The organism is Peribacillus sp. S4 (assembly GCF_046715815.1).
Classification (GTDB): Bacteria; Bacillota; Bacilli; order Bacillales; family DSM-1321; genus Peribacillus; species Peribacillus frigoritolerans.
This window is the reverse complement of sequence record NZ_CP175708.1, coordinates 4,530,582-4,554,187: the sequence shown is the minus strand read 5'-3', so window position 1 is coordinate 4,554,187 and position 23,606 is coordinate 4,530,582. Positions and strand designations below refer to the sequence as shown.

The following is a 23,606-nucleotide window of genomic DNA, read 5'->3' as shown; positions in this document are numbered from 1 at the left end:
GATCATCAAAATGCAAAAAAGCCTCTCTAAATGAGAGGCTTTTTTGCGTTGTATTGCCAAAAGTCCACTTTATTGAATTCTTTTCCTTCTTTCATTATACAGATTGATCAATTCTGCATTTTGCTCATTCATCTTTTTCACATTCTTATTAATCGTTGCCAATTCCCAAAGAACAGCCAATCCAAGGATTAGCATAAGCGTTAGTAAATCCATTGTTGCCCTCCTATTGATGTTGTGTACCCTTAATTAAATGATTCTTTTCACTTGGATTCATTTTCTCAACCCGGAAAGGCAAGTTCTTTCTTTGAAAATAATTGTTTTGAATCAAAGCATATATCACTAAAAAAGATCCGAGTAATTCGTAGGATGATAGTGATCCTCCTTGGATGAAAACGATGGCCAACGTGGTGATTGGAACTAAATTGATAAATAGGATTCCATTGATCGGCGTTAAAAGTTTAATGCCTAAATTCCAGCTTAAAAGGGCTATGGCACCAGGGAAAATAATCATGAAAATCATCTCGCCATAAATGGATTGCATAACCTCTGCCGTAGGGATGGACAGGCCCATTGCCGTTGCGAGGAATGTTATGATGGCTGATACGGCTGTTCCTAAAATGCACGTTAAAGTCGAATAGCGGAGTGTTGACCATCCGTTAAAATGGTTGCCGCCCATCGTATAAATAACCCACCCTATAACCCCGATAAGAATGAAAAGGATAGGGATGACACTATCTTTCAATAAAAATATGAATGATAAGCTGCCATTGGTAATGACAAGAATGGCCCCTATCAAGGCAAGGAACATGCTGGCGATTGTATACTTCATGGGTCTGGCACTTTTGAAAACCCACAGAATTAAAATTGAAATCATGGGCATTAATGATTCCATGATGGAAGCAACAATCACCCCGTTATGCCCCAGTAAGTCTTGACCTGCGAAAATGAGAAAGTTGTAGACAGTGAACGCCATCGTCCCAAAAAACAATAATTTCTTTCCTTGCCCTTCCAGGCTAAAAGACTTCTTACCCTCTTTCATTAAAAGCAATATCCCTAAAATGATGCTAACAGCTAAATATCGCAAAAAAGCGAAATAAAAAGGATCAATATACATTAAGGCCCTTTCTGCAACTGGAAACATCGCTCCCCAAGAAATGCTGGCAGTCAAACATAAAAGTGCACCGATTAAAACTTGATTTTTTTTCATAAAAGCTTCCCCTCAAAAATAATGATTGATTTAATTCCTATACACACCTTATGATAAAGTCATTATCATGTAAAATGACTTAAAATGAATATAATCATCATTATTAATGATAGTTGAGAAAGGGGGGCACTTTTATGGAAATGAGGGATTTGCAAATATTCCAGTGCGTCGCTAAATATGGCAGCGTAAGTAAGGCGGCTGTTGAGTTGAATTACGTCCAATCCAATGTAACGGCGAGGATTAAGCATTTAGAGCAGGAGTTACGGACGCCTTTATTCAATAGGCATAAACGTGGCATGTCACTAACTGCGGAGGCCAGAAAGATGCTGGAGTATGTAAACAAAATTTTGCTTGATGTAGAAGAACTCAAGCAAGTATTCCTGGATAGTGAAACACCTACAGGGATATTGAACATAGGTACAGTTGAAACGGTCAGCGATCTTCCCAAGATTCTAGCCTCCTATCATAAACAGTATCCAAATGTCGATTTATCCATAAAGGCGGGGTTAACGGAAGACTTAATCAAAGATGTCATTGAACACAGGCTGGATGGCGCTTTTGTTACAGGACCGATCAAACATCCGCTCATTCAGCCATACGATGTCTGTACAGAAAAACTTGTATTAGTTACAAGAAATGAAACATTTAACCTTGAAGAAATCATAACAGAACCATTTTTAGTATTCAGTCAGGGGTGTGGCTATCGCTCCAAATTGGAACAATGGCTGAGGGAAGAAGAGGTGATGCCCAAAAGGATCATGGAGTTCAATGTATTGGAAACGATCCTAACCAGCGTAACACTCGGCCTTGGCATTACCCTCGTACCACAATCGGCGGTAAATCACCTAACAGCCAATGAAAAAGTCCACGTGCATCCAATTCCGGAAGAATACCGCAATATCTCGACAGTCTTCATTCACCGTAAAGATGCTTATATGACAAACTCCATGAAAAGCTTTCTGCACACGATTGAAGCTCATCATGAAGACCGGTTCAAGCAAAATCCAGAAACAGCTCCTGAGGTGATATGAAGGGTGAGCAGCAAATCGCTTTGCATAGAATGATAGAGGATTGCTGAATAGGCTGCGAAACTATTCATAAAAAGTAAAACATAAAAAACATGGCGAAACTGGGACAGCGATATAGCATGGTATGGCATTTATTATTGTTTCGGCTCCTTATGCTTGTCGTTTATTAATCATGTTACTTCTAGAAAGTATTTTGGGAATTATTTAGACAAAAAGCCGACGATTTCGTTGGCTTTTTGTCTGTAGGATCCTTTCAATTATCATACATTCATGTAACCTTCTTAAACTAAACTGGTAGTTTAGCTACAGAAAAATTGTATTACTTTTCATCAATTGGGAAAAAATATAAATAAGAACTAGAAGGAGGGAACAGAGATGGAAGTAAATATGAGTGTTGAAGAAGTCGTGAATCAAATTTCTGACTTAGTAGAAAAAGAAGGGAAGCTACCTCGAAAGAAAGAGGTAAAGAAGTCAGATCCGGAGTTAATGAAGAATGCATTGTATTATTTTCCCAATTGGGATACTGCAGTAGAACATAGCATTGGATCTTAACCAAAACATATATTTTTCAATTAGTACATATAAGGCAAGGGAAGTGAAGGCCGCCAATTGGCGGCCTTTTGAACGTGCGATTCTTTACATTATCATACATTCAAGCACTCCTACTCAAACTATCTATTGAATAGTTTAGTTAAATAAAGATATAGACGCATCAAAGTGAATCAATCTCATATTTTCTTTTTCGGAACGAGTGGAGTATCGATCTTTTTTAGTCGATAAAGTCTGATATTTCAATGAAGCGCAGTGTAACTCTTTTCCATATGGGACCGTATAATAATTTGTTAAAACACAAGAAAAGAGGGTTCCAATGAAAAAGATATTGTTGATTTTGGCAGCCGTTTTTTGGGTAACAGGACTTAGTGCTTGTAAAGGAGTCCAGGAGGGAAATAAGGAATCTCCGCCAATTTCAGAAAAGCAAAATGATAATCCTAAGCAAACCGACGGGCAAGATGAAGATTCTTCAGGTGAATCGGTTGAAGAGCCGACAAAAGATCTGCCAAATACGAAAACTGATACGATCATATTAGAAGGTATGGAAGAACCATTCCAATTCACGCTTCATCATAGTCAGGCATTGGGATTCTCAACCTACATCGTGGATGATATGGTCGTTGAAGAGGCTAGTTCTGGTGAAGGAGATGCAATGATTGTTTTTGCAAATTTTGCAGGCAAGAGAAATGAGGATGCCAAAGTTCAGATTTTTTCCAGTGAGGGTGCGAATGCGACAATAGAAGAAAAGAAGGAGTTTGCGAGGGAAGTTGTGATAAGCAACGGCTTTGAGATAAAACAGCGATCTGACCCTAACCGATTTGATTGGTCTGAGGTGGAATTTGACATTAGTCAGAATGGCAGTAATTACTCCATATTGGGTACAGTGTCCGTTTTTCAACATGGCGACCGTGTTTACTATGCGATCGTTCAATACCCGGAAGATTATGAAGAAGGCTTCATACCGCGGGTTGTAAAAATGTTTGATGATATCGTATGGTATGAAGCAACTTGATCAATGAGTATCCGAAATTGGGTACACCATTTTAACAGAGAGTGGTAATATATTTGTCCGGTAAGGAATCCTGTTGAAAGGTAGGGAGCTAGTTTGGTCTACAGTCTGAGAGCAGCTCTTTTGCTGCTCTTTTTAAGTTGTTTGAATTATAGGATGGAATGCTGAAGGATTAATGATTGGGTTAGAGAATAATTAGTGATAGGTTTTCGAAAAACGAAATTGATAGAAAATAGGTGAAGCAGGTGGAGTTGGATACATTATATAAGACATATCGACCTTTTCTTTTTTCCATCGCATACCGGATGCTCGGATCGGTTACAGATGCAGAAGATATCGTTCATGATTTATTCCTGCAGCTTAAGCTTGATACCGACGAAATTAAGGACATGAAAGCATATCTTGCGAAAATGACGACAAATCGCTGTCTGAATTTTTTAAAATCGGCCCGTAAGAGAAGAGAGGTTTACACAGGTCCTTGGCTGCCAGAACCTCGGATAAACGAAACAGATCAGCCTCTAGATAAGGTCGTAACGGATGAAACGGTTGCATATGCCTTCCTCGTTTTGCTGGAACAGCTTTCACCTGTTGAAAGAGCGGTTTTCGTGCTTAGGGAAGCATTCACTTACAGCTATGAAGATATCGCCGAGATGCTGGAAAAGAATGAAGTGAACTGCAGAAAGATCTACAGCCGGGCTAAGCGGAAATTACAGAATGATAGGCCCGTCCATCCGGAGGATACGAAACATGTCGATCTTTTGGCAAAAAAATTCATAAAAGCATCTGCGACAGGAAACTTTGAGGAGTTTTTGGATCTTCTTACAGAAGATGTTGTCCTTGTTACTGACGGCGGAGGAAAAGTGCTTTCTGCATTAAACCCAATTGTAACCAGACAGCGCGTATCCGCCTTTCTTAAAGGCGTTTCCGCTAAAGGAGGCTTCATAGGAGAACTTCTTCCGGTGATGGTCAATGGCCAGGAGGGAATTTTGCAAATGAAAGAAGGAAAGCCTATCAAAGTCATCTGCTTTGAATTAGATCCAAAACAAAAAAATATCCGCAAAATCTTCATTGTTACCAATCCTGATAAATTAAATCATATTCCTGATATAGATTGAGGGGTCTTTTTTTGAATGTCACAAATCAAACCTCTATTTTGTCTTATAAGTGGAACCTAAAAAGATTTAATGGAGGAGATAGACATGGAACAACGGATTAACTACATGAAGACAAATCGTGAAGTGGTCAAATTAATGATGGGTTTGGAGGAGTACAAGAAAACAACGGATATCGATAGCGCATTAATCGAATTGATTAAAATTCGCGCTTCCCAAATCAATGGCTGTGCGTACTGCTTGGATATGCATACAAAGGATGCCCGGGCAATGGGTGAAACGGAACAAAGAATTTACTGTTTGAGTGCTTGGCGTGAAACACCATTCTATTCTGATTCGGAAAGGGCAGCGCTGGAATTGACGGAAGCGGTCACGGCCATTTCCGCAAACGGTGTACCCGATGAACTGTATGAGAGGGTCCGCCTGCATTTTGATGAAAAACAATATATCGATCTCGTTACCATAATCATCACCATCAACGGCTGGAACCGATTGGCCATTTCAGCCCAAAACATACCAGGGCACTATAAGCCTGTAATGGAAAAATAATGTCGTTATCAAACCCCCTTGTATGATTACAAGGGGGTTTAATTGTAAAATCGTGGCTTTTAAATTATTTTTCTTTTTTATAAAAGCGTTCACCCGTGACAGGATTATAATACACCCTTGTTTTTTCTCCTGTCACGGGGTCTATATTTATTTCATCTGTCGATTGAAATCCATCAGGAACTTTTACACCGTGATTGCGTTTAAACCGTTTATCATAGATAAAGTATCCAAGTAAAATGCATAAGATAGCTATAATAATTTGTAATATATAGTACCCTATGATGAATTTCATTATATTTTCTCCACAATGACGGCAGTTCCATATGCAACGATTTCGCTCATATTCGTACCGATTTCCCCAGAATCATATCTCATCATTATAATTGCGTTTGCACCCATTTCATTGGCATTTTTTATCATACGGTCCATAGCTTCTTTTCTTGAATCTTCAAGCATCGCTGTATATTGCTTGATCTCTCCGCCTACCAGGGACTTTAACCCTGCCATGATATCGCCGCCAATCCCTCTGCTTCTTACAATTAGACCGAAGGCAGGCCCTTTTACCTCTACAATTTTGTATCCTTCAATTTTTTCTGTGGTAACTACCAACACATTAATCGCCTCCGACTTATTTACTTTATTATGAAATTTTCCTGAACTGAAAGCATAAACAAATGAGCTTATATATTATATGTAGTTCCTTTTTTATCAAGCGCAATAATCATTCCTTTAAATTTTAACATAATATAAGCTTTACCCCTCTTAACAATGGATAACATATTTCGGGTAAGCATAAAAAATCCCATTTCGCAGAAAAGAAATGGGATTAAATTCATCAGTGTTTTTACTGCTGTTTTTTGATTGTTATATATGTGTAGATTTATAATGCTCATTGCATACCTTCAAAATGAATTTCGCTTTTTAGTTCTAAAAGTACTTTAAATTCCGGTTTTCCATCTTCACTTCATGAAGAATTTCATGCAATTTATTTTCATAATGCAAGCTGATTAATTGTGATCTGGAGGCCACGTCTAATTCTTCAAACAGTTTATTTATATGGTTACGAACTGTAGAAACGCTAATATGCAGATTATCAGCTATTTCTTTATCTTTGAGACCTTGCGTTATATTCTGGATGATTCGCAAATCAACATTATGCGGTTCCCTGGTGAATAAAGACGATCTATCTGTTTTTATTATTTCTTCAATTAATAATTTCTCACGGTAGACATGTAACTCGTAGGAGATTTGATTAGCGAGCATTTCAGTAATCATTTTGAAATTTTCACTATCATCCGTTGTGAATATACCTACATAGCCTTGCAATTCCTTATTTTTAATTTCATGGAACGGGGAAGATATAACACTAAAATCCTTTCCGGAAATTTGATTTTTCGTTTTTACAGTAGTATTTTGCAATGAACTTAAAATAAATGCATTATTTTCAACAGATTCTTCTATAACCAATTTACATAAATCCTTATTTTCCTCATTACTTTTAGCGTATAAAACATTTAGCTCTTTATCAAAGATAAATATAGTAGTTTCAAAATTAAATTCGAAATTCTTAATGCTATTCAATACTTTTTTACTGATATAAATGATTTGATTTCTCAATTCCATATTCATACCTCATACTCGTTCCTAAAATGATATAACCTGTTTACTTTCCTCGTTTAACAATAAACTGTTTTTGGGCGTGTAGGGTTCCAAAAATGACGATTGCTATTTCAGAAATGATATCGATCATAACCTTCCAATCAGGTAGAGCAGAAGTAAGCGTGACAAAAGCTTTAAGGAATTCATGACAAGTTATTACATTTAAATGGATATATTTCCATCCAAGGTGAAAACATAACCGTAACGTTCATATGTCTGCCCGGGTGTTGAAGCAGCAATGAGTTGAATGAACTTGCCATCGTTACTGCCTTGAGGATGAAACAGAAGGTGGATATGCATTCGGAAGTGAATGTAACCGTTAAAGGATTCGCCATTTAGGCACCATAACAGAATCCTTTCAAAAAGAAGCCGAGGAGTAAAGATCTATGTGGGCAATCATTGGAACCGTGTTTACTGGAGCAATTATTTCATATTTTGAAATACCTCAACTTTTTAAAAATAAATGCTGGAGGGAAATCTCCGTCTTTATTCTATTGCTTTTAGTTGGCATGACGTTGAGTATTTTATTAATTAAAGATGTTACCATTCCTAATCCCTTAGACTGGATAACAAAATTATATAATCCCTTCACATCTTTCATGGAACGGATTCTGTCTTAGGGGGTATTTATTGATTATGCTTGAGAAAGGCAAAATTAGCTCAGGAGAATTTCTTATATTGGTCATCATTTTTACAATAGGAGGTTCGATACTCAATGTACCTGCTCTGCTTGTCCATTTAGCAAAGCAGGATGCCTGGATTTCCTATATAATAACTACTCTCGTCAGTTTGTGTTTTGTTTTCTTATATAATAAATTAGCCTCGATTTATCCTTCTAAGACTTATGTCGAAGTTAATGAAAAAATATTGGGGAAATGGGTTGGGAAAGTTTCGGCACTGCTCTTTCTTTTTTATATTTTGTACCTTTTGTCCGCTTTATTGTATGAAATTGGAAGTTTTTCAACGACGCAAATTTTGGTTGGAACACCTATTGAAATGATTATGATTCTTTTTTTATTGACATGCATAATCGGTGTACGATTAGGATTGGAAGTCATCAGTCGAACTGCATTAATCTTTTTTCCTTGGATTGTCTTTATGCTTTTCATGTTATTTTTACTTCTTATCCCTGAAATCAAAGTAGAACATATTCAACCTATTTTTGAAGAAGGCATGAAACCAATTATTAAGGGCTCCTATCACACTTTAGCGCTCCCTTATGTACAGCTCATTTTCTTTTTAATGATCATGCCCTATGTAAATGAAAAGGATGAAATGAAAAAGAACTTTTATCGAGGAACATTATTAGGAGGCTTCGTTCTATTCTTAGTGATCATTTTCTCTATCCTCGTATTGGGCATTGATATAACTGCAATTCAAAACCATCCTTCTTATAGATTGGGAAAAAGGATGAGTCTTGGTGGATTTTTGGAGCGTATTGAAGTCACTGTAGCCTTCATTTGGATTCTCTCCGTATATTTCAAGCTAACGATTTGTTATTATGGACTGTCTCTCGGGTTAGCTCAAGTGCTGGGATTAAAAAATCACAAACTTCTTCATTTTCCATTAGCATTTTTAATTTTTGCCTTCTCCATCATTACACATCCAAATACAGTACATAGTCAAAACTTTACTGTAAAAGCATGGACGCCCTTTTCCTTAACCATTTGTTTTCTTCTCCCGGTGTTATTGTTAGTGATCGGAATAGTGAGAAAAAAGCGTTCTGATTCAAAGGCGGCCAAAGGATGTTAATAAATGATCCAATTACTGCCTTTGGTCCCTGATGTCCGATTCCTTGAAAAACGACTCGGATAAAATGATTTCTTTCTATTGAAAAAGCCTTGGTATTTATAGGCTTTTTTTAGATTGAATCATATTCTAGCTTTTTCTCCGTTCTTGGAATCGTAAAAACAAAATTCGACAAGGATTTCATGGCTGGTGTAAGATGAATGAAAAAGCCAGAAAAGGGATGAATGCTTTGGTTGATTTATTACCGTCGCTGTTTGAAAAAGTGGGGATCATCGTGATTGCTGCCTTCCTGCTTTCTTATATGAAACCCTTTCGGCAAATGATAGGCCATGAACATGAAATGTCGAAGAAAATCATGCTTATCGCACTTTTTGGAACATTCGGGATCATAAGTAACTATACAGGAATCGAAATCGGAAACCATGCCATGCCGGATGGTGATTGGCATGCTGAGATTGATCCCGATAACGCGATTGCCAACACAAGAATTATGGGAGTGGCTATCGGCGGTCTGCTGGGAGGACCTTTTGTTGGGTTGGGAGTAGGTTTGATTGCGGGGCTTCACCGTTATTTTCTCGGGGGCTTTACGGCGGGGGCTTGTGCGGTCGCTGCAATTTTGGCTGGGGTTTTATCGGGTCTTTTGGGGAAAAGGCGGCGAAAGCATGGGACAATCACCCCTTGGTTTGCCCTGCCCATTTGCATGGCATTGGAAGCGATCCAAATGGGTATCATCCTGGTGACGGCCAAACCCTTTGAAAGGGCGTGGGAGCTCGTACTAGTAATCGGGATTCCCATGATCATCATCAATGGATTCGGGACTTTACTTTTCATGCTCATCATTCAGTCGATCACAAGGGACGAAGACCGGACTCGGGCCGTACAAACCAATCTTGCGTTCCTGATTGCGGATCAGACTTTGCCCTTTTTCCGGCAAGGCCTGAATCAAACTTCATGCAAGAGAATAGCCCAAATCATCTTGGGGCTGACTGAAGCCGATGCCGTGGCCATTACCAATGAACATAGCGTGCTTGCCCATGTTGGAGCTGCGTCAGATCACCATGTCCCTAAGGTGGGGATAGCGACAGGCTTAACGAAGCAAGCCCTTGAACAAGGGAAAATCATCGTGGCCAAAACAAAAAAGGACATTTATTGCTTTCATGATCAATGTCCATTGCAAGCGGCCGTAGTCCTGCCGTTACAGGTCCAACAGAAAACGGTCGGGACTTTGAAGATGTATTTCAAGCATCCGGATAAATTAAGCCAAGTGGAACAAGAGTTAGCTGAAGGATTGGCCAAACTATTCTCCACTCAATTGGAACTGGCAAAAGCGGAAATGCAAACGAAATTATTGAAAGATGCTGAAATTAAGGCCTTGCAGGCACAGGTCCATCCTCATTTTTTATTCAATGCAATCAATACGATATCCGTTCTATGCCGGACGGATGTCGAGAAGGCAAGAAGTTTATTGCAGGAGCTCAGTGCCTTCTTTCGCTCTAATTTACAAGGGGCCCGCCAAATACTGGTGCCGCTGGAAAAGGAATTAGAGCATGTTAACGCATATTTATCACTGGAGCAGGCGCGTTTTCCAGATAAATATCATATCGATTATCGCATTGAGCCAAGGCTTAAGGAAGTTCTCATCCCTCCATTCACATTGCAGCCACTTGTTGAGAATGCGGTACACCATGCATTTCCACATGTGAAAAACAAAGGTCAAATCATCATCCGCGCATACTTTAAAGACGATGCGATGCACATTGTTGTCGAGGATGACGGAAAAGGGATCCCGGGCGGGAGAATAGATGAATTGGGCAAGCATGCTGTAGAATCGGCTAAGGGAACAGGAACGGCCCTTCATAATATTAGTGAACGGCTGGAAGGGATCTATAAAGGTCAGGCCAGCCTCTCGATCGAAAGTGAAGCGGGACACGGAACCAAAGTGAACATATCAATACCACTCAACGAGAAAGGAGTATGGCAACGATGATGAAAGCATTTATCGTAGAGGATGAACCACTGGCTAGAGATGAATTGAAATATCTATTGAAGAGAAGCAGGCAAGTTGAAGTCGTGGGTGAGGCCGAGGGGATAGAAGATGCCATGAGGGATATCTCCCGCCTTAAACCTGAACTTGTCTTTTTGGACATTGAGCTTGCAGATGGCAATGGTTTGCAGTTGGCTAAGCAACTGGCGGAACTTGACCCCGCACCTTCGCTCATTTTTGCGACCGCTTATGATGAGTTTGCCCTCCAAGCCTTCGAGTTATATGCATTTGATTATTTATTAAAGCCCTTTAATGAAAAAAGGATACGTCAAACATTGGATAAGCTCATGAAGCAGCGTCAAATCGGGAAAGACGAATCCGGAACAGCAGCTCCCGCCAGCCGAATGGCGGTGGAACAGACAGGTAAATTGGCTGTAGAGATAGATGATCGGATCGTTTTGATCGACCGAGATCATATTTTGTTCATAGGTCTCGTGGAAGGAAAGACGGTCATTAAAACCGGGAAAAATGAATATAAAATCGGCGACCCTCTCATCGTGCTTGAAAAGAAGCTCGATAAGCCCTCATTTTTACGGGTGCATCGCAGTTTTATCGTGAATGTCATCCATATATCCGAAATACAGCCTTGGTTCAACTCGACTTATAATCTCATTATGAGTGACGGATCAAACATCCCGGTAAGCCGGACGTATGTGAAGGAGCTAAAGCAGCTGATCGGTTTTTAAAAATTTTCATAATTCTGCATTTTACCTTCATCATAATGCAGTCCATCCCTCGATATTTGCATTATAACTTGAAAACCCATTGAATTCGCTTTCATTGTGATATCATTTTTTTACGATGTAAGTAATAGAGGGGGTTTAAATATGAATGCGGTTACAATTGTCATAGGCTCCATTTGTATATTAATGATTGCCTACCGTTTATACGGGACATTCATAGCACTCAAAGTATTAAAACTTGATGATTCCAAGCCGACACCGGCCCATAAATTAGAAGATGGAAAAGATTATGTTCCAACAAATAAATGGGTGGCATTCGGCCACCATTTTGCAGCCATTGCAGCGGCTGGTCCTTTGGTGGGACCCATCCTTGCTGCACAATTCGGGTATTTGCCAAGTTTATTATGGCTTCTGATCGGGGCTGTAATCGGCGGAGCCGTCCATGATGCCGTCGTGCTTTTCGCGTCGATGCGTAAAGACGGCAAATCCCTTTCGGAAGTTGCGAAAGAAGAACTTGGACCTGTAGCAGGCTTCTGTACAGGACTCGCGATGCTTTTTATCATTACGATCACAATGGCAGGACTTTCAATGGTCGTTCTGCATGCTTTGGAAAATAATCCATGGGGGACGTTTGCAGTCGGGATCACCATTCCCATCGCCATGGGAGTAGGGCTTTACCATAAAAAAACCGGCAATCTGAAAGGTGCGACCATCGTCGGTTTTGCGCTTATCATGGCCGCGATTTTACTTGGTCCGAACATTCAAGGAACGGCACTTGGTGACTTATTGACACTTGAGGCGAGCACACTTGCCATCATTTTGCCGATCTATGCTTTCTTCGCTGCCGCATTGCCTGTTTGGCTGCTGCTGGCACCTCGTGATTACCTGAGTACATTTATGAAAATCGGTGTATTTGCCGCATTGATTATCGGCGTTTTCGTAGTGAATCCAGAAATCCAGTTTCCTGCGTTTACCGAATTCATTAATGGCGGGGGCCCGATTGTAGCCGGTCCTGTTTGGCCATTCATTTCAATCACCATCGCCTGTGGCGCGATTTCAGGATTCCATGCATTTGTCGGATCCGGTACAACTCCAAAAATGTTAAACCGTTGGAGTGATATCAAATCCGTTGGTTTCGGAGCGATGCTTGTGGAATGTGTCGTTGCCATCATGGCATTGATTGCTGCGGTTTCACTGCAGCCAGGAGATTATTTTGCGATTAACTCCTCACCTGAAGTATTTCAAACATTAGGTATGGAAACCGTACATCTTGACGAACTCAGTGAAGAAATCGGCATTAATCTGGAGGGACGGACAGGCGGGGCAGTTACACTTGCTGTCGGCATGACCTATATTTTCACCGAAATCCCCTTCTTTGACAAACTGGCTTCATTTTTCTTCCAATTCGTCATCATGTTCGAGGCGGTGTTCATATTGACTGCCATCGATTCAGGGACACGTGTTGCCCGTTACTTAATCCAGGACTTCTTCGGGGAGTTCTATAAACCATTAAAACGAGTCGACTGGCTGCCGGGGAACATCTTCGCCAGCGCATTAGCCTGCTTTATCTGGGGATACCTGCTTTACTCTGGGGACATCGGTTCGATCTGGGCACTCTTTGGCGTATCCAACCAGCTCATGGCTTCGATTGGACTCATCATCGGTGCGACCGTCGTACTGAAAATCGCAGACAAACGCTGGTATATCTGGACATGCCTCGTACCCCTTGCCTACTTATATGTAACAGTCAATGTCGCAGGGTACTGGATGGTGAAAAACGTATACCTGAACCCGGACTCTGCAGGATTCAGCATCCTGAACGGAATATTATCGATCACCATGTTAATCCTGGGCTTGATCATCCTGGTTGCCGCCTTGAAAAAATGGCGGGAGCTTTGGAAAATCCCTCAAGCAGAACTATTGAAAAGATCAGCATAAGCATACAAAAATCCGGGCGGAAACTGCCCGGATTTTTGTACGTCATGACGCCCGCAATTAAAATTAAGACCCCAAAACCTGAAAAAGGAAAGTATCAATCACCACAACTTTGTTAATGATAGCAAATGAGGAGGTGTGATAAGATGGCAAAAGATGTTCTATGTGAAGTGAATAATTGTAAATATTGGGATTCTGGAAACAAATGCAGTGCAGATGCTATTTATGTTGTCAGCCATAAAGGGAACCAAGCATCAAATAGCAAAGAAACGGATTGCAAAACATTTGATCCAGAAATTTAAAACATCGGGGGTAACCATCAACTGGTTACCCTCTTTCATTTTATTATTGATAATAAAAATCATTTTCATTCAAGAATATAGAAATTCATTTTATTTTTCTTCATGAAAAGGATATTTGGGTGACAATATCGTGAGTTTGAGCGATTTATTCGTGATTTTGGCAGATATAAACTGAGTTTGATCGATATAGTTGAATGTTTGATCGATAAAATCAAAAATTTGATCGATATCCACGAGAATTCGTGCGATAACACCGTGAATTCGCCGTTTACTCGTGAGTTTAGGCAGTTTACTTGTGAGTTTAGGCAGTTTACTTGTGAGTTTAGGCAGTTTACTTGTGAATTTAGGCAGTTTACTTGTGAATTTAGGCAGTTTACTCGTGAGTTTGAGCCGTTTACTCGTGAATTTGCACTATTTACTCGTGAGTTTGATTGATTACTTTTGAAAGGGTCAGCCCGTCACCGATTGGGATTAGCATGGATTCCAGTTGAGGATGTTTGGCCACGGTTTCATTGAATGCCTTCATAAAGGCAGTGTGACGTTTAGGTTCAGCATCCGGATCTGCGACACTGCCCCTTGCAAGTACGTTATCCATGACGATTAAAGCGCCTGGCTCTGCCAGTTTAATGCAATATTGCAGGTAATTTTCATAATTGTCCTTATCAGCATCTATAAAGAAGAAATCAAATTTCTTGTTATCATGAGCGAGTTTTTCAAGGCTTAGCAGGGCTTCTCCGGTCATATAGGATACTTGATCGCCAAAGCCAGCTTTGGATAGATTGCGATAAGCTAACTTTGCGTATTCCTCCTGTAACTCAAGGGAGGTTAATTTACCTTCGCTGCCGAATCCCCTGGCAAGGCAAATCCCGCTATAGCCTCCAAGAGCGCCTATTTCCAACACATTTTTAGCTCCTGAAATGGATATAAGCATGGTAAGAAGTTTTCCAGATGAGGGAGATACCGAAATGGACGGCATTCCGTTTTCTTGTATGGACGCAATGACTTCTTCCAAAAGATCATCTTCAGTATAAAATAATGAATCGATATAACTGTTAATTTGTTTCATTCATTTCCATTCCTTTCTCATTGGAAGTTTCCTTTTCTTCACTGCCCTTTTCGGCTGTTTCTTCATTTTCTTGTATTTCAAAAATTGAATGAATTCGTTGATTAACATATCAATCGCTTTTAATTCACCGACTAAGATTTTATGTAGTCGTTAGTTTAGCATAGATGATAAAGAACAGTGTTAATTCGGCTATTATCACAATATTCGGTACACCGACAAACAAATTAAAAATAAAAAAGACGGCTAAAATCCCTAAAAATAACCCTAAATGATATATTTGCAACCGCTGGTGCTTATGTCTATATTGGTGGAAAACAAACGTTGCTGACATGAAATAGAGCAATACGGAACCAAAAACAAAATAGAGGATAAATGAATAATGGACCTCATGTAAAAACAATAACCTGATGGCTGCTGCAATCATGCTTATAGACATTAAAATAAACAGATGACCGTAAATGATGATTTGGCCGGAAGATTGTACAGACTTGTCGACTTTCTTGTCCATATTATCGAAATATTGCCACCACATGGCTATTATCAGGGCAAATGAAATGATGGAAAAGGCTATCGAATCCCAATTTCCTTGTTTAGGTTGAATGACCGCAAGCGTGCTTACAAGAGCTTCCCCAAAGAGAATGATGGTAAATAGGCCAAAGCGCTCCAACAGGTGGGCCGTATTTGTAGGAAACTTTTCCAAGCACTTTCTTCCAAGGATCGGGACAATGATATCGACCAGGATGCCCAAATACAACACAGCATACCGAAGCCAAGAATCAAAAAGGACGGACAATATTGAAATGGCGATTCCAATCCAAAAATACCTTCCCAAAAAGAGTGCTGCCTTTTTTCGAAATCCCTCTTCTATCCGCTGTACAACGAGATATTGGATAGCAGTAACGGCTCTTAAACCAATATAACCAATTAAAAAAGAAAGGTAATAAGGATCAAAATCTGCAGATAAGCTTGATGTCATGATCAGGACAAAAAACATTTGCAATATCAAAAATAGCCGTTGATGAAATACATCCTTTCCAAACCGGTTAATAAATATGGTTTGCCCTACCCAAGCCCACCAGATAGGAATAAAAATCAGCACGAACTTTAATAAATACTCTGGATGAATATATCCATCTTCAACATGCAGTAAAACATGAGTTGCGCCCGCAACGGCCGCCACAAATAACAAATCATAAAAGAGCTCTAACCATGTAACTTTCTTTTCTTCCATTTCTGTACTCCTCCCAACGCCTTATAGGTTATAGTATGTTGGAAACATTCAGAAAATGGAAGGGGTCCAATATAACTTTGGGGGAAGATATGAAGTTCTTTTTTTAAAAATATTAAGTTAAGCAAAATTTAGTACATACAAGCTTGTAATTAGGAATAACGTCACTTTTTTACTTTTGGTATATTGTGGTGCCGCATGAGATAAACAGGGAGGGAAGTAGATGACCCGAACCATCGGTCTTATTTGCGGCAGTTTACGGGAAAATCCTTATAATCGAATCATTGCTCAATCATTGATAGATATGGCTGATTCGCATCATTTAAATCCGCCATCCAGGACGTCGACGTATTTATCGTAAGTCCTGAGTACGGTTCTGGAATGCTGGGCATCAAGACCTCCTGAGTCCGCCGTTCTTACCAAAAAACCAGTTGGCCTTGGCAGACAGTCGGCGGAAAGGGAGCGGATTTCTGAAATAAAGTTTTGTAAAATATGAACGTTGATTTCCCTTTCATTTTGATTAGATGATGCCCTTTAAAACGCTCATTCCACCCCCTCAACTTTCATCCCCGAATCCCCTTTATACCTTGTCCTCATGACCTCACTTGCCTCCAAACTGCATATGTACAAACCTTCCAAATATAGCCTGTATTGAAAACTGATTACATGCAGTATTGTGCACAAATGTTTAAAGAGTATATTATTGTGCAGTAACCATGACAACATTCGGACTGAGAAACGCTACATTTTTAATAAGAAGTGAGATATCGTAGAAGCAGGGAGAGGGATTGAGAATGTTTTTAGATGAAAGAAGCGCCAATTTACTAAAACTATTACAGCATTCGCCCATTTCAAAAATGAAAGAACTTGAAGCCCAAACAGGTCTGACGAGAAGGCAGATTCAATATGGATTGAGCAAAGCGAATGACTGGCTCCAATTTCATGGATATCAACCGATTCAATATAATCGTGAAATGGGCTACTCCTTTTCTGAAACAATCAGGGATGAAGAATTGAATGTAAAACTGACAAAACGCAATTATATATTTTCAGAGACAGATAGGGAAAAGGTTTTTTACCTCATGATCCTGTTAAGCCAAGAAGAATTATCCGTCTATCATTTCCAGACGATCACCGGGGTTTCGCGAAATACGGTGCTGAAGGATTTAAAAAGACTTAAAGAGAAAAACAGGGACATATCGCTCAAGATCCAGTATTCCAAACAAGATGGCTACGTGGTGATTGGGGACAGCCGAACAAAGAGATATATCATTGAACGTCTCGTGCATGATGTACTGAACAGTCCCAATAGTGAATGGATCATGGAGTGCATATGGGGAAATCATGAAAAGCAAATCGGCTCGATCCGGTTGCAGCTTGAAAGGGCCGAACGTAAATTGGGCATCACCTTTACGGATGAACGGCTTCATGAACTGAGCTATTTATTTCTATGTACAGATCAGCTCATAGGAAAAGGGGAAGAGTTACAGGCCGACCAGAGCTGGGCGCCGTTTGTTGCGACGGAAGAATACAAACTGGTCGAGGAGATGACCGGGACGGATGCCTTTCAATCAGTATGGAGCGAAACGGAAAACTTATATGCAGCCTTACATTTATTGAGCATGAATCGAACGAAGGATATTTCCCCTCTTAAGGATGATGAAGTCATTCAACACCTTTTGCAGGAAATCGTGGAAGAGTTCGAGAGGCTGGCATTTGTTCACCTGAAAGACAAAGAGCAGCTATGCCAACAATTATACGTTCATTTTAAACCGGCATATTATCGCCTGCGGTATGGTCTCCCGCAAATGAATCCGATGACGGGACGGGTGCAGAAGGTCTATCCCGAACTGCATCATTTGACAAAAAGATCCCTGTGGGTGTTGGAGAAAGAGGTTGGCTATCCAGTATCGGAAGAAGAAGTTGCCTATTTCACGATTTATTTTGGCGGATGGCTGCGCAGGCAAGGAACCACATTGGATGATCGAAAACGGGCGATTGTCGTATGCCCGAATGGTATCGGCATCAGCAATATCCTCATTTATACATTGAGGGAGTTATTTCCTGATATTTTGTTCCTGGATGTTTTGTCCGTTAGAAATGCGGCTGAATACCCGCTGTCGTACGATCTTGTTTTCTCGACAGTGCATATGAGAACAAAAGCGGCATTATTCGTTGTACCGCCGATTTTGGAAATGCAGGACAAACATACATTGCGCCAGCAGGTCATGCAGGAATTGTATGGATATACGACGGAAAGTGTGGATGTTGCAGCTTTATTAAAGATCATTTCCAAGTATGCAACCATCCATGAACAGGATCAGCTTGAAAAGGCTTTGAAATCGAATGTGTATACCCATACACCAAAAATAACCCAATTTTCTTTAAAGGAGGCGGAGAAGCCCGTGTTAGAAGAACTGCTCAATATGCAAACGATCCAATTACAGCAGCAAGTTTCCGATTGGAAAGAAGCGATTCAAGTCGCGGCCAAGCCTCTCGTGGACTTAGGTACCGTCGAAGAACGATATGTGGATGCCATGATCGAGGCCATAGAAACGAATGGACCATATGTAGTGATAACGCCTGGAGTGGCGATTCCCCATGCACGCCCGGAGCAGGGGGTCAGGTCTTTATCCATGAGTTTGCTGAAATTGGACGAAGCCGTGGACTTTGCTCCGGATAAACCGGTCCGCCTGATTATCATTTTGGCGGCCGTAGATAACGATTCGCATCTGCGGGCATTGATCCAGCTCACTCAATTATTGAATGATCCGGCCAATATAGAAGAAATAGTAAGCACTTCAGATAAATCGGTCCTTATGGAGTACGTTCATAAATATTCGAAGGAGGAAGCGGAATGAAAATCATGGTAGTATGCGGAAACGGATTGGGAAGCAGCTTCATCATGGAGATGAATGTGAAGAAAGCATTGACGGAAATGGGGAAGACGGCCGAGGTGGATCATACGGATCTGGCATCCGCAAAAACGGTTCAAGCTGACATTTTCCTGGGGGCAGCGGATATTGTCGGCCAGCTGGATGATGGAGCCCGGACGATCGTCACACTGGAGAACATGATGAGCATCCCTGAAATCAAATCTAAATTGGAAATGCATGTAGGATAAAAAAAGGAGAGATTGATATGAAGAAAATCATGGTAGTATGCGGAAATGGATTGGGAAGCAGCTTCATCATGGAGATGAATGTGAAGAAAGCATTGACGGAAATGGGGAAGACTGCCGAGGTGGACCATACGGATCTGGCATCCGCAAAAACGGTTCAGGCTGATATTTTCCTGGGAGCGGCGGATATTGTCGGTCAGCTGGATGATGGAACCCGGACGATCGTCACACTGGAAAACATGATGAGCATTCCTGAAATCACATCGAAATTAACTTCACATCTATAAGAAGAAAACATAAAGAAGAGGGGGAGAGGCAATGCTGGAACTTATCATGAATGACATCTTGGGTACACCTTCCATACTTGTGGGGCTGTTTGCCCTCATTGGACTGCTGTTACAGCGGAAATCCAGTGCGGATGTCGTATCCGGAACGCTAAAAACCGTCATGGGCTTCATTATCATTGGAGCGGGAGCGGCAGTGCTCATTGGCGCCCTTGATATATTCAGTAAAATGTTCGATCATGCATTCAACGTACAAGGCGTCATACCGAATAACGAAGCCATTGTCGCAGCCGCCCAAAGTGATTTTGGGACTTCGACTGCACTTATCATGGTATTTGGGATGGTTGTCAATGTTTTGCTTGCTCGTTTCACGCCATTTAAATATATATTTTTAACGGGACACCATACCTTATTCATGGCTTGTTTACTTGCAGTCACCCTATCCGTCGGCGGGCTCAGCGGATTTCCGCTTATCTTGGTCGGCTCCATCTTATTAGGAGTATGCATGGTGTTGTTCCCAGCCCTCCTTCAGCCATACGTACGGAAGATTACCGGCAGCGATGATTTTGCCATCGGCCATTTTGGGACTATCGGATATTTCGTATCCGCGAATGTGGGAAAATGGTTTGGAAATAAGGAAAAAACGACAGAGCAAATCAAGGTTCCCAAGTCTTTAGGATTCCTGAGGGACACATCGGTCGCTGTATCGCTTACGATGACGATGTTCTTCGTGATCGTCGCATTGTTTGCCGGGCAGAACTATATTGAAACGGAATTATCCGGCGGTTCGAACTTCATCGTATTCTCTTTCATCCAGGCGATAACATTTGCTGCGGGAGTCTACATCATCCTTGCAGGAGTACGGATGTTAATTGCTGAAATCGTCCCTGCATTCAAAGGAATTGCCGATAAAGTGGCGCCGAATACAAAACCTGCATTGGACTGTCCGACCATCTTTCCATTCGCTCCAAATGCAGTGATCATCGGGTTTCTATTCAGTTTCCTGGCTGGACTACTATCCATGTTCCTCCTTCCGGCACTTGGATTGAAAGTAATCGTTCCTGGGCTCGTACCGCATTTCTTCACCGGAGCTGCAGCAGGTGTTTTCGGAAATGCCACGGGAGGCAGACGCGGAGCGATGCTTGGATCGTTTGCAAACGGACTCATCATCAGTTTCCTGCCGGCAATACTCCTGGTCTTCTTGGGGGATGTAGGGTTTGAAGGCACCACATTTGGTGATTCGGACTTCGGTGTGGTAGGTCTCTTGATCCTGAGTGTCATGAAACTTTTAGGATTATCCTAAACTGTTATACTGATAAGGTACAGAAATAAAAATATATGAATGAAACCAACAGCCTAAGATCTTATAGATAATGGGCTGTTGGCATTTTATCATCATTCTGATTTTTGAGGTGATTGGCATGGCCAACAAGGCAATTGTGCTTGATTTGGATGGCACGACATTGAACGAAAGAAATACTGTGAATGAGACGCTGGAACAATACATAGGCGTACTTAGGGAAAGCGGTAAGCTGATTTTCATTGCAACAGGAAGAACGCTGGAAGAGGTGAGGGACGTTTTGCCGGCCGGCATGGAGGCCGACGGAATGGTGACCGCCAATGGAATGTCCGTATTCATCGGAAAGGAACAGATTGTCGAACACGCCCTGTCGACGGAACTTGTCGAAGAATTGGTCGCCAAAGCAGGAGCGGAAGAGATTTTTTACGAAGTTCATCCGAACGAAGGAACACGGATGGCATTACTTAAAGATAAAGACTATATGGTTAAACAAGGTTTGATACCAAAACCTGGGACAGTCGATGAAAATGAATGGCTATCAAGACAGGATGCAGTCGAAGACAAAATAAGATGGTCAGAACAACTGGATATAAAGAGCGTCGCCAAAATCTACTTTTTCAGCAATGAAATGAATACGATTCGAAAATGGAAAGCGGAGTTGGGGAAAATCAAGCAGTACAATGCCTTTACCACAGCTTCCTCCACCCATCATAATGTAGAAGTGACCGTGGAAGGCATCACAAAAGCAACAGGCGTTCAACTGCTGCTGAAACATTTTCAGCTAGCACCCGAAGAGATCCTGGCAGTAGGCGATGGCGAAAATGACCTCCCGCTATTTAAACTCGCCGGACATTGCGTTGCCATGAAAAACGCCACTGACCTTGTCAAAGAACAAGCCGATGAAGTGACGGAGTATTCATATCGAGAAGATGGACTGTATCGCTTTTTAAAGGCAAAGTTTCACTAAAATATTCTGGAAGGCAAAAGAAGATCCAATCTTGCTTATGAAATTTGAACGTGGATTGGAACGTAGGGCACTCGCTTTCCGCAGGAGTCAGGTACCTTCCGTTCCAATCAACTGGATTGTTTTTTTAGTCTGGTCTCATCCCGAACCATGATTTTAAAACAAAACTAGATTATCCCTAATGGTTTTTTATTGTTTTATGGAACCCTCAAAGGATTGAAGAAATTTGCGACACTCCTGCCGAATAACTGGCTAGCCGAGACCCCACAGGCGCTTGCGTCGAGGAGTCTTGGCAGACAGTCGGCGGAAAGGGAGCGGATTTCTGAAATCAACACCGAACGTTTTTAGGTCCCGTCCTAATTGGCATCTTGATTGAAGTGTTTTCAAGATCCACAGGTTACCTGATCATGGGGGCATTATCAATTGCTTCAACCATTCTTATCAAAACCTCCATAAAACGCTCAAAAAAAGAAGCTTCCAAAGAAGAATTTCCTCTTGAAGAGATGCTGATTAATAGAAAATAATTTCCGAAACAGGAAAGAGCAGACCTTAGCGGGTTTGCTCTTTTTTTACTTTTTTTAAAGTTCAACTTCACGTTATCAATAAAATGCATGCAGGTTGTCTTAATGGCCATAATGATTTTTATTCACAAAATTTCATTAATATTGACGGTATCAATCTATGACTTTATCATAACAGCAGGATAATGATAATCATTTTCAATTATGATTAACTCGTGAAGAAGGTATAGATGACGGGAAGGGTGCAAAATATGAGGGAATTTAGAAAAGTAAGAACGTTTGGGGGAGGAGCATTCATCCTGTTAATTGCGATTATGGTGATGTTATCAGGATGTAATAATTCCCAAAAAACAACAGAAGCAGAGAAGACTTCTGCCAAAACAAGTAATCAAGAAACACGGACGATTAAGCATGAAATGGGAGAAACGGAAATGAAAAATACTCCTAAAAAAATCGTTACGCTTGAGTTATCTTTCGTTGATTCTTTAAATGCCCTAGGGATAAAACCTATCGGGATTTCAGATGACAACAAAAAAGATATGATTACAAAACTTGTAGGTCAAGAAATGGATTATACTTCTGTAGGGACACGTGAGCAGCCTAATTTAGAGGTGATCAGTTCTTTACAGCCGGATTTAATCATTGCAGATGCTGAGCGGCATAAAGGGATTTATAAAGATTTGCAGAAGATTGCTCCTACCATCGTCTTAAAAAGCCGGGAATCTACCTATCAAGAAAACCTGGATTCTTTTAAAACGATTGCAAAGGCAGTGAATAAGGAAGATGCTGCAGAAAAAAGATTGAGCGAGCATGAAAAAACGATTAAGGAACTTAAAGCAAAACTTACTGTTGATTCAAATATGACGGTTTTACCTGCAGTTGTACGAGATACTTCATTCCAAGCCCATACTTCATCTTCTTATGATGGAGAATTGCTTGAGCGCATGGGATTGAAAAATGCCATTCAGCAGAAACAGCCACATGCCGAGATGAACCTTGAGCAGCTTGTCGAGATCGATCCGGATGTGTTGCTTTTAGCGAACAATGAGGGTAAGTTACTTACTGATGAGTGGAAAGACAATCCACTTTGGAAAGACTTGAAAGCTGTAAAAAACGGACAAGTGTATAGTGTTGATCGAGACTTATGGACGAGATACCGCGGTGTTGTATCAGCGGAGGCCATTGCTAAAGACACTTTAAACATGCTTGGAGAAGAATAGACGAACAAAAGCGAAGTAAGAGATCCCATTCTTACTTCGCTTTCCATTAGGTTTAAATTTTGTCAGGAAGTGT

The 23,606-nt window shown here is 40.9% G+C and carries 23 protein-coding genes and 1 pseudogene; 17 read left to right on the top strand and 7 right to left on the bottom strand.

Going from position 1 to position 23,606, the window contains the following annotated elements:
• Window positions 1-69: 69 nt before the first annotated feature.
• Together ACJ9PY_RS21665 and ACJ9PY_RS21660 are read right to left on the bottom strand one after the other, a co-directional pair.
• On the bottom strand, window positions 70-213 hold the full coding sequence (locus tag ACJ9PY_RS21665; RefSeq protein WP_134402094.1) for a YrzO family protein: 144 nt from the start codon (window positions 211-213) through the stop codon (window positions 70-72).
• Window positions 214-223: 10 nt separating this feature from the next.
• Window positions 224-1,207 carry a DMT family transporter gene (locus ACJ9PY_RS21660; RefSeq protein WP_411738976.1) on the bottom strand — a complete coding sequence of 328 codons (984 nt, stop codon included), beginning with the start codon at window positions 1,205-1,207 and terminating at the stop codon, window positions 224-226.
• A gap of 134 nt (window positions 1,208-1,341) precedes the next feature.
• Between ACJ9PY_RS21660 and ACJ9PY_RS21655 the strand changes: the two genes are divergently transcribed.
• From ACJ9PY_RS21655 to ACJ9PY_RS21635, 5 genes are all read left to right on the top strand, one after another.
• On the top strand, window positions 1,342-2,238 hold the full coding sequence (locus ACJ9PY_RS21655; RefSeq protein WP_052137140.1) for a LysR family transcriptional regulator: 897 nt from the start codon (window positions 1,342-1,344) through the stop codon (window positions 2,236-2,238).
• A gap of 372 nt (window positions 2,239-2,610) precedes the next feature.
• Window positions 2,611-2,787, top strand: a complete 177-nt coding sequence (locus ACJ9PY_RS21650) for a hypothetical protein (protein WP_164468801.1) — start codon at window positions 2,611-2,613, stop codon at window positions 2,785-2,787.
• Between the two features lie 316 nt (window positions 2,788-3,103).
• A complete protein-coding gene (locus ACJ9PY_RS21645) occupies window positions 3,104-3,799 on the top strand; it encodes a hypothetical protein (RefSeq protein WP_411738975.1) in 696 nt (231 codons plus the stop codon).
• A 242-nt stretch (window positions 3,800-4,041) separates the two neighbouring features.
• Window positions 4,042-4,911: an RNA polymerase sigma-70 factor gene (locus ACJ9PY_RS21640; RefSeq protein WP_411738974.1), complete on the top strand. Its 870-nt coding sequence runs from the start codon at window positions 4,042-4,044 to the stop codon at window positions 4,909-4,911.
• An 84-nt stretch (window positions 4,912-4,995) separates the two neighbouring features.
• Window positions 4,996-5,457 carry a carboxymuconolactone decarboxylase family protein gene (locus ACJ9PY_RS21635; protein ID WP_411738973.1) on the top strand — a complete coding sequence of 154 codons (462 nt, stop codon included), beginning with the start codon at window positions 4,996-4,998 and terminating at the stop codon, window positions 5,455-5,457.
• Window positions 5,458-5,521: 64 nt separating this feature from the next.
• Here the strand turns inward: ACJ9PY_RS21635 and ACJ9PY_RS21630 are convergent, their stop codons facing one another.
• From ACJ9PY_RS21630 to ACJ9PY_RS21620, 3 genes are all read right to left on the bottom strand, one after another.
• Complete coding sequence (locus ACJ9PY_RS21630) at window positions 5,522-5,749, bottom strand: hypothetical protein (protein WP_411738972.1); 228 nt, start codon at window positions 5,747-5,749, stop codon at window positions 5,522-5,524.
• On the bottom strand, window positions 5,749-6,069 hold the full coding sequence (locus ACJ9PY_RS21625) for a YbjQ family protein (protein ID WP_034304199.1): 321 nt from the start codon (window positions 6,067-6,069) through the stop codon (window positions 5,749-5,751). The genes ACJ9PY_RS21630 and ACJ9PY_RS21625 overlap by 1 nt, the downstream gene beginning before the upstream one ends.
• Before the next feature lie 315 nt (window positions 6,070-6,384).
• Window positions 6,385-7,080 (bottom strand): response regulator transcription factor, encoded by a 696-nt coding sequence (locus tag ACJ9PY_RS21620; protein WP_411738971.1) that lies wholly within the window; start codon window positions 7,078-7,080, stop codon window positions 6,385-6,387.
• A gap of 672 nt (window positions 7,081-7,752) precedes the next feature.
• Between ACJ9PY_RS21620 and ACJ9PY_RS21615 the strand changes: the two genes are divergently transcribed.
• From ACJ9PY_RS21615 to ACJ9PY_RS21595, 5 genes are all read left to right on the top strand, one after another.
• Window positions 7,753-8,868, top strand: a complete 1,116-nt coding sequence (locus tag ACJ9PY_RS21615; protein ID WP_336058999.1) for an endospore germination permease — start codon at window positions 7,753-7,755, stop codon at window positions 8,866-8,868.
• 226 nt (window positions 8,869-9,094) lie between these two features.
• Window positions 9,095-10,852 (top strand): LytS/YhcK type 5TM receptor domain-containing protein, encoded by a 1,758-nt coding sequence (locus tag ACJ9PY_RS21610; protein ID WP_411740308.1) that lies wholly within the window; start codon window positions 9,095-9,097, stop codon window positions 10,850-10,852.
• Window positions 10,849-11,595: a LytR/AlgR family response regulator transcription factor gene (locus tag ACJ9PY_RS21605; protein ID WP_063575195.1), complete on the top strand. Its 747-nt coding sequence runs from the start codon at window positions 10,849-10,851 to the stop codon at window positions 11,593-11,595. The genes ACJ9PY_RS21610 and ACJ9PY_RS21605 overlap by 4 nt, the downstream gene beginning before the upstream one ends.
• A 141-nt stretch (window positions 11,596-11,736) precedes the next feature.
• A complete protein-coding gene (cstA, locus tag ACJ9PY_RS21600) occupies window positions 11,737-13,530 on the top strand; it encodes a carbon starvation protein CstA (protein ID WP_411738970.1) in 1,794 nt (597 codons plus the stop codon).
• A gap of 143 nt (window positions 13,531-13,673) precedes the next feature.
• Complete coding sequence (locus tag ACJ9PY_RS21595; protein ID WP_065310844.1) at window positions 13,674-13,829, top strand: DUF1540 domain-containing protein; 156 nt, start codon at window positions 13,674-13,676, stop codon at window positions 13,827-13,829.
• A 415-nt stretch (window positions 13,830-14,244) separates the two neighbouring features.
• On the opposite strand, the gene ACJ9PY_RS21590 is transcribed toward ACJ9PY_RS21595, so the two are convergent.
• Window positions 14,245-14,895 (bottom strand): O-methyltransferase, encoded by a 651-nt coding sequence (locus tag ACJ9PY_RS21590; RefSeq protein WP_106026252.1) that lies wholly within the window; start codon window positions 14,893-14,895, stop codon window positions 14,245-14,247.
• A 139-nt stretch (window positions 14,896-15,034) separates the two neighbouring features.
• The gene (locus ACJ9PY_RS21585) at window positions 15,035-16,126 is read right to left on the bottom strand and encodes a low temperature requirement protein A (protein WP_411738969.1); all 1,092 of its coding nucleotides are present in this window, start codon (window positions 16,124-16,126) and stop codon (window positions 15,035-15,037) included.
• A gap of 220 nt (window positions 16,127-16,346) precedes the next feature.
• On the opposite strand from ACJ9PY_RS21585, the pseudogene ACJ9PY_RS21580 reads away from it, so the two are divergent.
• The 7 genes and pseudogenes from ACJ9PY_RS21580 to ACJ9PY_RS21550 all read left to right on the top strand — a co-directional run.
• Window positions 16,347-16,562 (top strand): annotated as a pseudogene (locus ACJ9PY_RS21580) (NAD(P)H-dependent oxidoreductase); the annotation flags it as partial.
• 355 nt (window positions 16,563-16,917) lie between these two features.
• Entirely contained in the window at window positions 16,918-18,984 is a 2,067-nt protein-coding gene (locus ACJ9PY_RS21575) for a BglG family transcription antiterminator (RefSeq protein WP_411738968.1), read from the top strand.
• A complete protein-coding gene (locus ACJ9PY_RS21570; protein ID WP_098863911.1) occupies window positions 18,981-19,247 on the top strand; it encodes a PTS sugar transporter subunit IIB in 267 nt (88 codons plus the stop codon). The genes ACJ9PY_RS21575 and ACJ9PY_RS21570 overlap by 4 nt, the downstream gene beginning before the upstream one ends.
• Before the next feature lie 17 nt (window positions 19,248-19,264).
• A complete protein-coding gene (locus ACJ9PY_RS21565; RefSeq protein WP_053536259.1) occupies window positions 19,265-19,531 on the top strand; it encodes a PTS sugar transporter subunit IIB in 267 nt (88 codons plus the stop codon).
• A gap of 31 nt (window positions 19,532-19,562) precedes the next feature.
• On the top strand, window positions 19,563-20,831 hold the full coding sequence (locus tag ACJ9PY_RS21560) for a PTS ascorbate transporter subunit IIC (protein WP_063575201.1): 1,269 nt from the start codon (window positions 19,563-19,565) through the stop codon (window positions 20,829-20,831).
• A 118-nt stretch (window positions 20,832-20,949) separates the two neighbouring features.
• Entirely contained in the window at window positions 20,950-21,795 is an 846-nt protein-coding gene (locus ACJ9PY_RS21555; protein ID WP_411738966.1) for an HAD family hydrolase, read from the top strand.
• A gap of 769 nt (window positions 21,796-22,564) precedes the next feature.
• Window positions 22,565-23,533 (top strand): helical backbone metal receptor, encoded by a 969-nt coding sequence (locus tag ACJ9PY_RS21550; protein WP_411738965.1) that lies wholly within the window; start codon window positions 22,565-22,567, stop codon window positions 23,531-23,533.
• The last annotated feature ends 73 nt before the right edge of the window (window positions 23,534-23,606 follow it).

Coding starts and splice junctions, on each gene's coding strand:
- ACJ9PY_RS21665 (WP_134402094.1), bottom strand. CDS start 213: ATGGATTTACTAACGCTTATGCTAATCCTTGGATTGGCTGTTCTTTGG.
- ACJ9PY_RS21660 (WP_411738976.1), bottom strand. CDS start 1,207: ATGAAAAAAAATCAAGTTTTAATCGGTGCACTTTTATGTTTGACTGCC.
- ACJ9PY_RS21655 (WP_052137140.1), top strand. CDS start 1,342: ATGGAAATGAGGGATTTGCAAATATTCCAGTGCGTCGCTAAATATGGC.
- ACJ9PY_RS21650 (WP_164468801.1), top strand. CDS start 2,611: ATGGAAGTAAATATGAGTGTTGAAGAAGTCGTGAATCAAATTTCTGAC.
- ACJ9PY_RS21645 (WP_411738975.1), top strand. CDS start 3,104: ATGAAAAAGATATTGTTGATTTTGGCAGCCGTTTTTTGGGTAACAGGA.
- ACJ9PY_RS21635 (WP_411738973.1), top strand. CDS start 4,996: ATGGAACAACGGATTAACTACATGAAGACAAATCGTGAAGTGGTCAAA.
- ACJ9PY_RS21630 (WP_411738972.1), bottom strand. CDS start 5,749: ATGAAATTCATCATAGGGTACTATATATTACAAATTATTATAGCTATC.
- ACJ9PY_RS21620 (WP_411738971.1), bottom strand. CDS start 7,080: ATGGAATTGAGAAATCAAATCATTTATATCAGTAAAAAAGTATTGAAT.
- ACJ9PY_RS21615 (WP_336058999.1), top strand. CDS start 7,753: ATGCTTGAGAAAGGCAAAATTAGCTCAGGAGAATTTCTTATATTGGTC.
- ACJ9PY_RS21605 (WP_063575195.1), top strand. CDS start 10,849: ATGATGAAAGCATTTATCGTAGAGGATGAACCACTGGCTAGAGATGAA.
- cstA (WP_411738970.1), top strand. CDS start 11,737: ATGAATGCGGTTACAATTGTCATAGGCTCCATTTGTATATTAATGATT.
- ACJ9PY_RS21595 (WP_065310844.1), top strand. CDS start 13,674: ATGGCAAAAGATGTTCTATGTGAAGTGAATAATTGTAAATATTGGGAT.
- ACJ9PY_RS21590 (WP_106026252.1), bottom strand. CDS start 14,895: ATGAAACAAATTAACAGTTATATCGATTCATTATTTTATACTGAAGAT.
- ACJ9PY_RS21585 (WP_411738969.1), bottom strand. CDS start 16,126: ATGGAAGAAAAGAAAGTTACATGGTTAGAGCTCTTTTATGATTTGTTA.
- ACJ9PY_RS21575 (WP_411738968.1), top strand. CDS start 16,918: ATGTTTTTAGATGAAAGAAGCGCCAATTTACTAAAACTATTACAGCAT.
- ACJ9PY_RS21570 (WP_098863911.1), top strand. CDS start 18,981: ATGAAAATCATGGTAGTATGCGGAAACGGATTGGGAAGCAGCTTCATC.
- ACJ9PY_RS21565 (WP_053536259.1), top strand. CDS start 19,265: ATGAAGAAAATCATGGTAGTATGCGGAAATGGATTGGGAAGCAGCTTC.
- ACJ9PY_RS21560 (WP_063575201.1), top strand. CDS start 19,563: ATGCTGGAACTTATCATGAATGACATCTTGGGTACACCTTCCATACTT.
- ACJ9PY_RS21555 (WP_411738966.1), top strand. CDS start 20,950: ATGGCCAACAAGGCAATTGTGCTTGATTTGGATGGCACGACATTGAAC.
- ACJ9PY_RS21550 (WP_411738965.1), top strand. CDS start 22,565: ATGAGGGAATTTAGAAAAGTAAGAACGTTTGGGGGAGGAGCATTCATC.